Raw genomic sequence first — 12,074 nt, forward strand, 5'->3', positions numbered from 1 at the left:
CCCCCCCCCCCCCCCCCCCCGGCGCGGCCGCCCCCCGCCGTGCCCCCGCCGGCCCCCCCCCCCCCCCCCCCCGCCCGGGCGCCCGAACGGGCGCCCGTCGTGGTGTTGTGGGCCTCGCAGACCGGCAATGCCGAGGAACTCGCCGCCGATGTCGCCGCGCAGTTGCGCGAGGCCGCCCTGCCGGTCGCGTTGCACGCCATGGACGACTTCCCGTTGACGCAGCTTCCGGCGACGCGGGAACTGCTGCTGATCACCAGCACCACCGGCGACGGCGACCCACCGGACAACGGCACCGGGCTGTGGCGGGCGCTAACGTCCGACGGTGCACCGCAATTCACCGACACCCGCTACGCGGTGCTCGCGCTCGGCGACTCCAACTACGACGACTTCTGCGGCCACGGCCGCAAGCTCGACGAGCGCCTCGCCGAGCGGGGAGCCACCCGAATCGTCGACCGCGTCGACTGCGAACCCGACTACGAAGACGCCGCGGCCAAGTGGCTGGGCGGGGTCCTCGAGGCGCTGGCCCGCACGCCGGCGCCGGTCGGCCGGACGGGCGCGGTCACCTCCCCGGTCAGCAAGCCGGCTCGGTCGGCCAACGGGTCCGGCGCCGTCGGCTACTCCAAAAAGCATCCCCTGATCACCGACATGGCCCGCAACATCAAGCTGGGCCGGCCGGAGTCGGCGAAGGACGTGCGGCAGTTGGTGTTTCGTGTGCCCGAGGACACGATCAGCTACGAGGCAGGTGACGCGCTCGGGGTGTGGCCGCGCAACAGCGACCGGCTCGTCGACGAATGGCTGTCGGTCACCGGACTGGACGGGCAGACCCCGGTCGAAGTCGGCGAGCACGGCTTGATGTCGTTGCGCTCCGCGCTCACCGAGCGGACCGAGATCGCCCACATCAGCCGGGATTTGGTGCGTTTCGTCCAGGAACGCACCGGCAACCAGAAACTGGCCGAGCTGCTGAGGCCGGAGAACAAGGCCGAGCTGAGCAACTGGACATGGGGACGTCAGCTGGTCGACCTGCTGGCGCAGCTGCCCGTCTACGCGTCGGCCCACGAGTGGATGCGGGTCCTCAAGCGCCTTCAGCCGCGGCTGTACTCGATCTCGTCGAGCCCCAAAGTGTGCCCGGGCGAAGTTCACCTGACGGTCTCGCCGGTGCGCTACAACTTCCAGGGCGTCCCCCGCCGCGGGGTGTGTTCGACCTACCTAGCCGACCGCTCCCCCGGCGATCGCGTCGCCGTCTACCTGCAGCCGTCGAGCAACTTCCGGCCCCCCAGCGATCCGGACACCCCGATGATCATGATCGGCCCGGGCACCGGGATCGCGCCCTTCCGCGCGTTCCTGCAGGAACGCCGCGCGCTGGGCCACACCGGACCCAACTGGCTGTTCTTCGGCGAGCAGCACGCCGCGACCGACTTCTACTACCGCGACGAGATCGAACAGATGCGGGCCGACGGGCTGCTCACCGAGCTGGACCTGGCGTTCTCGCGCGACCAGCGCGAGAAGGTCTACGTGCAGCACCTGATGCGCAAGCGCGGCGACCAGCTGTGGCGCTGGCTGCAGGACGGAGCCCAGCTGTACGTCTGCGGCAACGCCGACCCCATGGCCAGGGACGTCGACCGCGCGCTCTGCGAAATCGCCGCCGAACAGGGCAACCTCGACCCGGATGCGGCGCGGGAATACGTGCAATCGCTGAGCGCCGACAAGCGCTACCACCGCGACGTCTACTGAGGCCCCCGGCCTGTAATACGACGGAAACGTCGCACACCCGCCGCTGAAACATCGCTGACGCACCATTCACTCATTAGGTCGCGCACCTGAAGGAGTGACTTAGGTGGCTCGGGAGTGTGAAGCGCCGGATCGGCTGGTAAAGGATGTCTGTCCGCGGCGGCAGTGTCCGCTGCATCCCGACGGCAGGGCGTCGGCGCCCGGCCAGGTCGACTGGGCGGGGTTGCCCGTCAATCTGGACATGGCGTTCTCCCGCGTGCAGCGCGACAAGGTCTACGTGCAGCACGTGATGCGCAAGCAGGGCAGCCGGCTTTCGCGGTGGGTGCACAACGGCGCACAGCCCTGCGTCTGCGAAATCGCCGAAGGCGGAACCCTGGGCGCCGACGCGTCCGAATCAGTCTCCAGCCGTTAGCGGCACGCTAAATTCGGCCGCCGCGAGCGGGATTGTGCCGAGCGGCGCCGAGAATCGCTCGCATCCAACGCATCCCCGAGGGTCCAAACCGCTGCTCCCAGCAACGCAAGGTCTTTGATGAGGAACCCGCCCGTGTCGGTCAGAATGGGAATCGCTTCGGTTCGACCGTCCACCACACCCGGTGTCGTGAAGAGGAAGCTCACGGTAGTCAGGAACAGTCCGATCGCGATTCCGCTGCCGACGGCCGATATTCGCGGGACAAGCGGTTTGAGCGCAATGAGGATGGCTGCGGCGATTTCGATGACGCCGATCACGTCTGAGACCGTCTGGACACCGAGGATTCCATAGATCCATCCCATCAACGGCTGGTTCGCGACGAGCGGTGCGATGCTGTTTGCCTCACCGGCGGTGAACTTCTCCGCGCCTATCCATAGGATCGGCACGATCATGCCGTAACGGAGGATCAATCCGCCGTACCAGGTGAAGCGTCCGGCCAGTGACTCTCGTCGGGCCGAGTCGGTCGTCAACACGTGAACCGCAGAACTACCGACCATCGATGTCTCCGGAGTGTCGGGGCGGCCCATCGAGGTTTCGGGCCAGCAGTCGTCGGCCTTGGTCGGTGAAGTTTCTGCGCGCGTAGTAGTCGAAGAGGTGGGCGACATCGTGACCGTTGGGCGCAATGACAACCTCGAGGGTGCGACAGCCACGGTATCGAGCCCACCCGGCGCTGTCGTCGATGAGTGCAGTTGCGACTCCCGCCTGTCGATGCGCGGGCTCGACGAAGAGATCCTCGAGTTCGGCAACGGCGCCCTGTTCGAGCCCGAAGCCAAGCGTCGTGATGGCGAAGCCGACGATGTCATCGCGCAGGCACGCGATCGCGACTCGGGCGGTGCGCGCCCGCAGCAGCACTGCCAGGTTCGCGCGAAGCTCTGAATCCGGCGTGTCGAATCCGTCTTCGACGTAGAACGCCGTCGCCAGGTACACGACGCGCGCAAAGTCAGCTGGCCGCGCGGTGCGGATGTCAACGCCCGTCATTGGTGCCCCACGGTGCCGAATGCCCTTGGCGCGCACTGTCGTCAGGTTCCGGAACGGTCGCGCGTGCCAGCTTGAGAGGTGGACGCGACGGCGGCCAAGATTTCCTCGATCGGTGCGATGTCGGCCGCGGTCCTGCTTTGATGCGCATAGACGATGCGTGCATCGCGGTCGACGACGAACGTGCCGCGACCTTGCAGGAACTCCGAATTCACTTTGCCGACACGGCTTCCCGACCGCAGGGCATGGATCAGTTTCCCAGGCGAGAAAGCAGCGTAGCGGGCGATCGAGAACTTCTGAATGTCCGTGGCGGTCTCCAGCTCACGATCGGAATCGCTGACACACGAGAACGGGATGGCGCGCTCGGCGCACGCGCGCGCAGTCGTCTCGACGTCTTCGCGGTAGACGATGACGACGTGGGCCCCCGCGGCGTCGAGTTGGTGTTTGACCGAGGCCAGTTCGCGAGCGGCCTGTTGACAGAACGGGCACCACAACCTATGGAAAGCCACCACGAGCGGACCAGTGGAGAGCAAGGTAGACAACGCCAGGGGCCCATTGGGGGTGTCCACGGCGATCTTTGTGGGAAATTTCGTCCCGACGGCCAGACTCATGGGATGTCCTTCCAGGTTAGACGCAATTGTACTTCACAGTACAGTAAATGGACTGTTTGATACAGTAGTTGGGTGATTTCGAACCCGACAACCGATCGAGGACGCGCGACGGTGGGTCGCATCTTGGATGCGGCGTGCCTGCTTTTCGACAAGCAGGGCGTGCGCGCGACGACGCTCGACGAGATCGGCGCCGCCGCGGGAGTGGGTCGCGGCCAGCTGTACCACTTCTTTGCCGACAAGTCCGACTTGGTCGCCGATGTGGTGGGTTCTCAAGTGGAGCGGGTGATCTCGTCGATACAGCCGCCTTTCGACGCAATGTCAACCGCCGACGATGTGCGCGCCTGGTGCGAGGACGCCACACGACAAGCCGCGTCCTCGACCGATCCCGTCCGCTGCCCGATCGGATCCCTGGTCTATCAACTCGACCCCGACGCGGCGGCCGCCCGCGCGGCGCTGACGACAGGGTTTGCCCGCTGGGAAGAGATCTTTGCCAAGGGATTGCGCCGCGTGGCGGACAACGGCGGATTGCTGGCCGGCACCGACCCTTCGGTCCTGGCGGCCGGCCTGCTTGCGGCCTATCAGGGCGGGCTGCTACTCGCTGACGTCAGCGGGAGCGTCGAACCCTTACGCCGGGCGCTGCGCACAGTGACGGACGCGGCGTTGGCACCGCGTGCAAAGGTAAAATCACGCAAAGGCTAAGCCACGCTTGACGACTCAGGCGACCGAGGAGTCGTCCTGGGCGAACTCCACCGGGGGGTAGTCGACCGGCACTTTGCTGAGATGGTGCAAGTAATTGCTCAGCGTCGTCGAGAGTGCGTGACCGACAAGTTCGATGATGTCGGCGTCGCGCCAGCCGGCCGCACGCACAGCGGCAAGCTGCTCGTCGTCGACGTGTCCGCGTGTGCGGACGAGCTCCTGGGCAAAGCGCAGCGCGGCGGCGGTCTTGGGATCGGATGCGTGGCCTGTGCGTGCGGCCGCAATGTCCTCGGCGGCAACGCCGTAGGCACGCGCGGCGGCACTATGGGCCGCAAGGCAATACGCGCAACCGTTCTCGTGTGACACCGCGATCGCGAGCTGCTCGGCCTCCCCGCCGCCGATGCCACCTTCGCTGAGCGCGTCGTCGAACGCCAGCACCGCTCGTGTCATCGGCAGCGACAGGGCAAGTACCGCACCGAGATTGGGCACCCGCCCCCAGCGGCGGCCGATTTCCGCCCGCGCCTGCAGCTGGTCGGGCCCGGCGGTGGACGACTCAGCGGTGGAGATAGCTGACATTGCGGCTCCTCAGGTCGCGCGGATGTGACTGTACTTCACAGTACAACATCTGTACTGTGAAGTACAGTCTGGTAGGAGGAACCGCGTTGACCAACCTGCACCGAGGCGAGGCCGGCGTCGCGGCTGCCGCAGTTGCGTTCGGAGTCGGCAGCGCGCTGACCGTGCTTGCGCTACGTGGCCTGACCCCGGCGGACATGCTGGTTGTCGAACTGGGCGGATCAACCCTTGTCTTTATGCTCGCCGCCCTCGTCACCGGGCAACTCCACACCCGTGGCGCCGCGCGTGCGATGGCCCAAGGCGTCATGTTGCCGGGCCTGACCTGGCTGTTGGAGAACCTCGGCTTGGCCCGGACCACCGCTACGAGCGGATCGCTGCTGCTGGGGACGGAGACCCTGATGACCGTTGCGCTGGCGGTGCTCGTGCTGCGCGAGCGTATCGGCGTGCCCGGCGCCATCGCGCTGGCTCTCGGCCTGGCCGGAACCAGCCTGGTTTCGCTGACCGCCGGCGAGCCGAACGACATGGCCGGCGATCGATCCGTCGGCAACCTCCTGGTGATCACGGCCGTGGCATGCGGCGCGGTCTACATCGTCTGGTCACGGCACACGGCCCATTCCGCAACGACGGCACTGGGTCTGACCGCCTGGCAATTCGCCGGGTCCGCCCTTGCCGTCAGTCCTTTCGTGGCGGTGTCGTGGGCCACCCAGCAAAACCACTTCAGCACCGCGAAACCTGCGCACCTGCTTGCCGCCATCGCAGTGCTCGCCTCGACCGTCGCGGCGATGATCGCATTCAACCGAAGCATCCCATCGGTCAGCGCCTCACGAGCCGGGCTGATGCTGAGCCTGCAACCCGTCGCCGGAGCGATCACCGGTGTGATGGTGCTCGGCGAACCCCCGCAGGCGCGCACCGCGATCGGAGGGGCCCTGATCGTGCTTGGCCTATTGATACTTGCCAATAGCCGCACCCGGCTCCGCGATCCAGTTACCACGATGAACACGGGCGTATCAGGGCAAACTTCGTAGCGAGCAGCTGGATCGACAAGAGCTCTTCCGGATGCGTTAACCGCGATCGGCGCTACGGTGTTGTGATGAGCGATCCCCACACCCCGCGGATCCCGCCGGCACTGGCCGCGCCGAGCCTGAACCGCGGCGTGGGATTCACCCATGAGCAACGCCGGCGCCTGGGGTTGACCGGCCGGTTGCCGTCGGCGGTCCTCACGCTCGACGAGCAAGCCGACCGCGTGTGGCACCAACTGCAAAGCCTCGGTACGGATCTGGGCCGCAACCTGCTTCTGGAGCAACTGCACTACCGGCACGAGCTGCTGTACTTCAAGGTGCTAGAAGACCATCTGCCCGAGCTGATGCCGGTGGTGTACACGCCCACCGTCGGTGAGGCGATTCAACGCTTCTCGGATGAATACCGCGGGCAGCGCGGACTGTTTCTGAGCATCGACGAGCCGGACGAGATCGCCGACGCCTTCGAAACTTTCGGCCTGGGACCCGACGACGTAGACCTGATCGTATGCACCGACGCCGAGGCGATCCTGGGCATCGGCGACTGGGGTGTCGGCGGCATCCAGATCGCCGTCGGCAAGCTGGCGCTCTACACCGCGGGCGGCGGGATCGACCCGCGCCGTTGCATCGCGGTGTCGCTCGACGTGGGGACCGACAACGAACAGCTGCTGCAGGATCCGTTCTATCTGGGCAATCGCCACGCCCGGCGTCGCGGCGCGGAGTACGACGCCTTCATCAAGCGGTACATCGAGACCGCCCACCGGCTTTTTCCGCACGCGATCCTGCACTTCGAAGACTTCGGGCCCCTCAACGCCCGAAAGATTCTGAAAACCTACGGCGACGAGTACTGCATCTTCAACGACGACATCCAGGGCACCGGCGCGGTGGTGGTTGCCGCCGTGTACGGCGGATGCCACGTCACCGGCATCCCGCTGCGCGACCAGAAGACGATCGTCTTCGGGGCCGGCACCGCCGGGATCGGCGTGGCCGATCAGATCCGGGACGCGATGATCGCCGACGGCGCGACGGCCGAGCAGGCCGCCTCGCAGATCTGGCCGATCGACAAGCAGGGCCTGCTCTTCGACGACATGGACGACCTGCGCGATTTCCAGGTGCCCTACGCGAAGAACCGCGCGCAACTGGGGGTGGGTGCAGGCGATCGGGTGGGGTTGGTGGACGCGATCAAGCTCGCGTCGCCGACGATTCTGCTGGGCTCTTCAACGGTATTCGGCGCGTTCACCCAGAAGGTCGTGGATGCGATGACCGCATCCTGCCAACGCCCAATGATCTTTCCGCTGTCCAACCCGACCTCACGCATGGAGGCCATGCCGGCCGACCTGCTGGAGTGGTCGGGCGGCAAGGCGCTCATCACCACCGGCACCCCGGTCGCGCCGGTCGAGTTCGACGGCGTCACCTACACCATCGGCCAGGCCAACAACGTGCTGGTGTTCCCGGGCATCGGGCTGGGCATCATCGTCTCCCGGGCCAGGACCGTTACTCCGGGCATGCTGCAGGCTGCCGCGAAAGCCGTTGTGCACCAGGCCTGCCCGACGAACCCCGGCGATTCTCTGTTGCCCGACGTGCAGAACTTGCGCCAGATCTCGACGGCGGTCGCCGAGGCCGTCTATCACGCCGCCGTGGAAGACGGGGTCGCCACGAAAACCCACGCGGACATCGCGGGGGCCGTGGCCGACACGATGTGGACGCCCGTCTACGACTAAGCCCTTCCGAACTGCATCCGTGCTGAACCTGGTAGCAAAGGGCCGTAATACGACGATGTCCTATAGTTGGCACTATGCAACAGGCCACACCGCCGCGCCTTGTCCTTACGCGCCGCCCCGCCGTGGACGCTTGTTGTCGCTGTTGTTGATCCCCTGACGCCTTCCGACGCTCAAGAAGCCTCGCGCTTTCCGGATCCGGACGGCACCAGGAGGCGGGCAATCCCAAGTCCTCAGGAAGATATAGAGCCATCGAATTCGTAACATCTGGCAGGCCGCCGAACCACGTACCGACCTGAACCGAGACCGCTAAGGAAGCTTCATGAGCATCGCCGATGACGTCACACAGCTGATCGGAAACACGCCGCTGGTGCGGCTGCGCCGGGTCACCGAAGGCGCCGTCGCCGACGTCGTCGCCAAGCTGGAATCCTTCAACCCCGCAAACAGCGTGAAGGATCGCATCGGGGTGGCCATGCTGGACGCGGCCGAACAGGCAGGCCTGATCAAGCCCGACACGATCATCCTCGAGCCGACGAGCGGCAACACCGGCATCGCGCTGGCGATGGTGTGCGCCGCGCGCGGCTACCGATGCGTGCTGACCATGCCGGAGACCATGAGCATCGAGCGGCGGATGCTCCTGCGCGCCTACGGCGCCGAACTGGTCCTCACCCCCGGGCCGGACGGCATGCCGGGCGCCATCGCCAAGGCCGAGGAGCTGGCCAAGACCGACCAGCGGTATTTCGTGCCCCAGCAGTTCGAGAACCCGGCCAACCCGGCGATCCACCGCGCGACCACCGCCGAGGAGGTGTGGCGCGACACCGACGGCAAGGTCGACATCTTCGTGTCCGGGATCGGCACCGGCGGCACCATCACCGGCGTCGCCCAGGTCATCAAGGAACGCAAGCCGTCGGCGCAGTTCATCGCCGTGGAGCCCGCCGCGTCGCCCGTGCTGTCCGGCGGGCAGAAGGGGCCGCACCCGATCCAGGGCATCGGCGCCGGGTTCGTCCCGCCGGTCCTCGATATGGACCTGGTCGACGAGGTCATCACCGTCGGCAACGACGATTCGCTCAACCTGGCGCGGCGCCTGGCCGCGGAAGAGGGCCTGCTGGTGGGCATCTCCTCGGGCGCGGCCGCGGTGGCCGCCCTGCAGGTGGCGCGCCGGCCGGAGAACGCCGGCAAACTCGTCGTCGTCATCCTTCCCGACTTCGGTGAGCGGTATCTGAGCACGCCGCTGTTCGCCGACGTGGCGGATTGACCGTGCTCGCTGCCATGCGGCGGGACATCCGGGCGGCCAGGGAGCGCGATCCGGCCGCCCCCACCACGCTGGAGGTCGTCTTCGCCTACCCGGGCGTGCACGCGATCTGGGGCCACCGGGTCAGCCACTGGCTGTGGAACCGCGGCGCCAGGGTGGCTGCGCGGACATTCTCCGAGCTCACCCGCATCTTCACCGGTGTCGACATCCATCCCGGTGCCGTCCTCGGCCCCGGCTTGTTCATCGACCACGCGACCGGCGTAGTGATCGGGGAGACGGCCGAGGTGGGCGAGGACGTCATGTTGTATCACGGCGTCACCCTCGGTGGCAGTGGCGCGGAGACCGGGAAACGGCACCCGACCGTCGGCGACCGCGTGATCATCGGCGCCGGGGCCAAGGTCCTGGGCGCGATCAAGGTCGGCGACGACAGCCGGATCGGCGCCAACGCCGTGGTGGTCAAGCCCGTGCCGTCGGGCTCAGTGGTCATCGGGGTTCCCGGGCAGGTCATCAGCCGCCACGGGCGGAGCACCCCCGACGACTCGATGATGCCCGATCTGGTGGGTGTCAGCCTGCAGTCCCTGCTCACCCGGGTGGCCAAGCTGGAGGCCTTGAACGACGGGCCGCAAAATGGCCGCGTGATCCGCCCGCCCGAGGCAGGGGTCTGGCACGGTGAGGACTTCCAAATCTGAGGGCGATCCGGCGTCGCCCGGTGCGCAAGGCTTAAATCCCTTGTGAGCCAAAGAGATATATCATACCGGTGTCCGTTGACCGTGCCCTATAGTGGTCCTATGCCATGGGCCTCGACGCGCTGTTGTTGCCGTTGATTCGCTGACGTTCGCGGCCCCCTTTTTTGCGCGAGACGTGGGTTTGCCCAATTTCTTTCAGCAAAATTGCCGCTATTGGGTTGTGTCGCAGAACTTTTCAGGAGGGGGTCAGCAGATGACCGAAATCCTTGCGGGCCAACGGCATATCGATGAAGGCCGTCACCAGGCCAGCCGAGCCCTTGATACGGCAGTGGGGATACTCGTCGGGTGGCGCAGGTACAGCACCTATGCCGCGTTTCGGGAGTTGCTCGGCGCCAGCGAGCGACACGAGGTACTGCTGTTCAAGCTGGCCTCGGCCCTGGTGGCCCTGGCCGGCGGAACCGCCGAAACCGACACCGGGCTCGACGCGGCCCGGCTAGCGGCCGAAACGGAATGGGGCCTGACCTACCTGCTGTGACCGGCGGGGTCGTTGGGGTGCGGGCTCAGCGGCGTCACCTCGTCGGCGCGCCAGATGCGCAGGGGCATCGACGCGAGCACCCGCGCACAACACCAATGCCCGAAGAGCGCGGGCGATGCAGCCACACCTGGCTCCCCCGGGTGGACTCGAACCACCAACCCTTCGGTTAACAGCCGAATGCTCTGCCAATTGAGCTACAGGGGACTAAACCGATCGCCGGACGACTCTAGCGTACTGGCACAGCTCTACCCAACTGACCGGACATGGCCGGCGCGGGACACCGATGGCTACCCGCCCCGCGCGCCAACCGCCGAAAGTGAGGCAGGATGGAGCCATCGATCGTCGGGAGGAACGCTTTGATCCGGTATGTCGTGGTGCTGGGACTGGGTTACGTGCTGGGCTCGAAGGCCGGACGCCGCCGATACGAGCAGCTGGTCGGCACGTATCGCGCGCTGACCGGCAGCCCCGTGGCCAAGTCGATGATCGAGGGGGGACGCCGCAAGATCGCGAACCGGATCTCGCCCGACGCCGGTTTCGTCACCCTGACCGAGATCGACGACCAGACGGCGGTGGTCCAGCGCGACCTCGAGCGACCGGCGGATCCGGCCCTCACACCGTCAGATCATCGCCGCTAGCCTGCTCCAGCAGGCTGCGCCGGTAGGCCTCCATGGCGACCAGGTCGCCGAACAGCGCGTGATACTCGTCGCCCTGCTCGATGGGTGACATGCGCTGCAGTTTGGACTTCACCTCGGCGATCTGCCGGCCCATCCAGACCTCCTGCAGGCGGGCGAGCACCCCGCCGATGTAGCGCGGCAGCTTCTCCTCGTCGACCTGAATGGCCTCCACCCCCAGCTCGCTGATCAGGCCCGCCGTCAGGCTCGACGTGGTCTGCGCTCGCACCGCCTCGAGCCACTCCGCCCCGGTGACGCCGGTCGAGGTACCGCCCGCGGCCTCGATGGCCGCCCGCACGGCCGCGTAGCCGGGGTGGGTGAAGCTCTCCACGGTCAGCGTGTCGAACACCGGGCCCGCCAGCGCCGGGTACTGCAACGCCGACTTGAGGGCCTCGCGCTGGGCCCACAGGATCGGGTCGCGCGGGTCGGGACGGGCGGCTCGCGATTCCGTGGACGCGGCCGGGCGCGCCGCCGCCTTGAAGGCGTTCGGCGGCGAGCAGAACCTGGCCGGGCAGTCCTTCGTCGCGGTCGCACCTGACGGCATGGACCCGTGCGACCTGCGGCTGAAGTCCGGCGACGTCGCGTTGCGCGACCTGGTGGCGCGGCGAACACCGCTGTTCGAGTTCGCGATTCGCACCACGATCGCCGAGATGGACCTCGACAGCGCCGAGGGCCGGGTCGCCGCGCTGCGCCGCTGCGTGCCCATGGTCAGCCAGATCAAGGACCCCACGCTGCGCGACGAGTACGCCCGCCAGCTCGCCGGCTGGGTCGGCTGGGACGACGTCGCGCAGGTCATCGAGCGGGTCCGCGGCGAGGCCAAACGGGCCAAGTCCCCTTCTCGAAGCGGCTCCGCATCCGAGCCTCCCCGCCGGGCCGAGCGTCAGCCCGCCGCCCCCGCCCCGACCGCGTCCACGGAATCGCGAGCCGGGGTGGGTGAAGCTCTCCACGGTCAGCGTGTCGAACACCGGGCCCGCCAGCGCCGGGTACTGCAACGCCGACTTGAGGGCCTCGCGCTGGGCCCACAGGATCGGGTCGCGCGGGTCGGGACGGGCGGCTCGCGATTCCGTGGACGCGGCCGGGCGCGCCGCCGCCTTGAAGGCGTTCGGCGGCGAGCAGAACCTGGCCGGGCAGTCCTTCGTCGCGC

At 67.4% G+C, this 12,074-nt stretch carries 14 protein-coding genes, 1 tRNA gene and 3 pseudogenes; 10 read left to right on the forward strand and 8 right to left on the reverse strand.

Annotated elements, in window-relative coordinates:
• Window positions 1–1,731: sulfite reductase flavoprotein subunit alpha (locus A9X00_RS22110; protein ID WP_197515233.1), on the forward strand; the 1,731-nt coding region annotated here is incomplete at its 5' end.
• Window positions 1,732–1,834: 103 nt separating this feature from the next.
• Window positions 1,835–2,140 (forward strand): hypothetical protein, encoded by a 306-nt coding sequence (locus tag A9X00_RS30140; RefSeq protein WP_067158415.1) that lies wholly within the window; start codon window positions 1,835–1,837, stop codon window positions 2,138–2,140.
• On the opposite strand, the gene A9X00_RS22120 is transcribed toward A9X00_RS30140, so the two are convergent.
• The 3 genes from A9X00_RS22120 to A9X00_RS22130 are packed head-to-tail and all read right to left on the reverse strand — an operon-like array spanning window position 2,137 to window position 3,783.
• Window positions 2,137–2,667 (reverse strand): DUF417 family protein, encoded by a 531-nt coding sequence (locus A9X00_RS22120; RefSeq protein ID WP_255363097.1) that lies wholly within the window; start codon window positions 2,665–2,667, stop codon window positions 2,137–2,139. The genes A9X00_RS30140 and A9X00_RS22120 overlap by 4 nt on opposite strands.
• A gap of 16 nt (window positions 2,668–2,683) precedes the next feature.
• Window positions 2,684–3,211, reverse strand: a complete 528-nt coding sequence (locus tag A9X00_RS22125) for a GNAT family N-acetyltransferase (protein ID WP_197515234.1) — start codon at window positions 3,209–3,211, stop codon at window positions 2,684–2,686.
• A gap of 5 nt (window positions 3,212–3,216) precedes the next feature.
• Window positions 3,217–3,783 carry a peroxiredoxin-like family protein gene (locus A9X00_RS22130; RefSeq protein WP_082975433.1) on the reverse strand — a complete coding sequence of 189 codons (567 nt, stop codon included), beginning with the start codon at window positions 3,781–3,783 and terminating at the stop codon, window positions 3,217–3,219.
• Between the two features lie 111 nt (window positions 3,784–3,894).
• On the opposite strand from A9X00_RS22130, the gene A9X00_RS22135 reads away from it, so the two are divergent.
• Complete coding sequence (locus A9X00_RS22135; protein ID WP_067158420.1) at window positions 3,895–4,482, forward strand: TetR/AcrR family transcriptional regulator; 588 nt, start codon at window positions 3,895–3,897, stop codon at window positions 4,480–4,482.
• 15 nt (window positions 4,483–4,497) lie between these two features.
• Here the strand turns inward: A9X00_RS22135 and A9X00_RS22140 are convergent, their stop codons facing one another.
• A complete protein-coding gene (locus A9X00_RS22140) occupies window positions 4,498–5,055 on the reverse strand; it encodes a carboxymuconolactone decarboxylase family protein (RefSeq protein ID WP_067158422.1) in 558 nt (185 codons plus the stop codon).
• An 86-nt stretch (window positions 5,056–5,141) separates the two neighbouring features.
• Here A9X00_RS22140 and A9X00_RS22145 point away from each other — a divergent pair, with 86 nt between their 5' ends.
• The 5 genes from A9X00_RS22145 to A9X00_RS22165 all read left to right on the forward strand — a co-directional run bounded on the left by A9X00_RS22145 (window position 5,142) and on the right by A9X00_RS22165 (window position 10,259).
• Window positions 5,142–6,077, forward strand: a complete 936-nt coding sequence (locus tag A9X00_RS22145) for a DMT family transporter (RefSeq protein WP_067158424.1) — start codon at window positions 5,142–5,144, stop codon at window positions 6,075–6,077.
• 65 nt (window positions 6,078–6,142) lie between these two features.
• Window positions 6,143–7,789: an NAD-dependent malic enzyme gene (locus A9X00_RS22150; protein WP_067158426.1), complete on the forward strand. Its 1,647-nt coding sequence runs from the start codon at window positions 6,143–6,145 to the stop codon at window positions 7,787–7,789.
• Between the two features lie 319 nt (window positions 7,790–8,108).
• Complete coding sequence (gene cysK, locus A9X00_RS22155; RefSeq protein ID WP_067158428.1) at window positions 8,109–9,041, forward strand: cysteine synthase A; 933 nt, start codon at window positions 8,109–8,111, stop codon at window positions 9,039–9,041.
• 2 nt (window positions 9,042–9,043) lie between these two features.
• Window positions 9,044–9,727 (forward strand): serine O-acetyltransferase, encoded by a 684-nt coding sequence (gene cysE, locus A9X00_RS22160; protein WP_067158430.1) that lies wholly within the window; start codon window positions 9,044–9,046, stop codon window positions 9,725–9,727.
• A gap of 250 nt (window positions 9,728–9,977) precedes the next feature.
• The gene (locus A9X00_RS22165) at window positions 9,978–10,259 is read left to right on the forward strand and encodes a hypothetical protein (RefSeq protein ID WP_067158432.1); all 282 of its coding nucleotides are present in this window, start codon (window positions 9,978–9,980) and stop codon (window positions 10,257–10,259) included.
• Here A9X00_RS22165 and A9X00_RS30895 read toward each other — a convergent pair.
• Together A9X00_RS30895 and A9X00_RS22170 are read right to left on the reverse strand one after the other, a co-directional pair.
• Window positions 10,247–10,384 carry a hypothetical protein gene (locus A9X00_RS30895; RefSeq protein ID WP_197515236.1) on the reverse strand — a complete coding sequence of 46 codons (138 nt, stop codon included), beginning with the start codon at window positions 10,382–10,384 and terminating at the stop codon, window positions 10,247–10,249. The two genes, A9X00_RS22165 and A9X00_RS30895, sit on opposite strands and share 13 nt — an antisense overlap.
• A gap of 3 nt (window positions 10,385–10,387) precedes the next feature.
• Window positions 10,388–10,463, reverse strand: a tRNA-Asn gene (locus A9X00_RS22170).
• A 152-nt stretch (window positions 10,464–10,615) separates the two neighbouring features.
• Here A9X00_RS22170 and A9X00_RS22175 point away from each other — a divergent pair.
• A complete protein-coding gene (locus A9X00_RS22175; RefSeq protein WP_067158433.1) occupies window positions 10,616–10,894 on the forward strand; it encodes a hypothetical protein in 279 nt (92 codons plus the stop codon).
• Here the strand turns inward: A9X00_RS22175 and A9X00_RS30145 are convergent.
• A pseudogene (locus A9X00_RS30145) lies at window positions 10,869–11,408 on the reverse strand (DNA primase); the annotation flags it as partial. The gene A9X00_RS22175 and the pseudogene A9X00_RS30145 sit on opposite strands and share 26 nt — an antisense overlap.
• A 172-nt stretch (window positions 11,409–11,580) precedes the next feature.
• On the opposite strand from A9X00_RS30145, the pseudogene A9X00_RS32815 reads away from it, so the two are divergent.
• Window positions 11,581–11,652, forward strand: a pseudogene (locus tag A9X00_RS32815) (hypothetical protein); the annotation flags it as partial.
• A 141-nt stretch (window positions 11,653–11,793) separates the two neighbouring features.
• Here A9X00_RS32815 and A9X00_RS32075 read toward each other — a convergent pair.
• Window positions 11,794–12,074: pseudogene (locus A9X00_RS32075) on the reverse strand (DNA primase); the annotation flags it as partial.

It is taken from the genome of Mycobacterium sp. 1245805.9, assembly GCF_001672915.1.
GTDB lineage: Bacteria > Actinomycetota > Actinomycetes > Mycobacteriales > Mycobacteriaceae > Mycobacterium.

Bases quoted from the DNA above. Each gene is read 5' to 3' on its own strand.
- A9X00_RS22165 (WP_067158432.1), top strand. From the start codon at position 9,978: ATGACCGAAATCCTTGCGGGCCAACGGCATATCGATGAAGGCCGTCAC.
- A9X00_RS22140 (WP_067158422.1), bottom strand. From the start codon at position 5,055: ATGTCAGCTATCTCCACCGCTGAGTCGTCCACCGCCGGGCCCGACCAG.
- A9X00_RS22130 (WP_082975433.1), bottom strand. From the start codon at position 3,783: ATGAGTCTGGCCGTCGGGACGAAATTTCCCACAAAGATCGCCGTGGAC.
- A9X00_RS22150 (WP_067158426.1), top strand. From the start codon at position 6,143: ATGAGCGATCCCCACACCCCGCGGATCCCGCCGGCACTGGCCGCGCCG.
- cysK (WP_067158428.1), top strand. From the start codon at position 8,109: ATGAGCATCGCCGATGACGTCACACAGCTGATCGGAAACACGCCGCTG.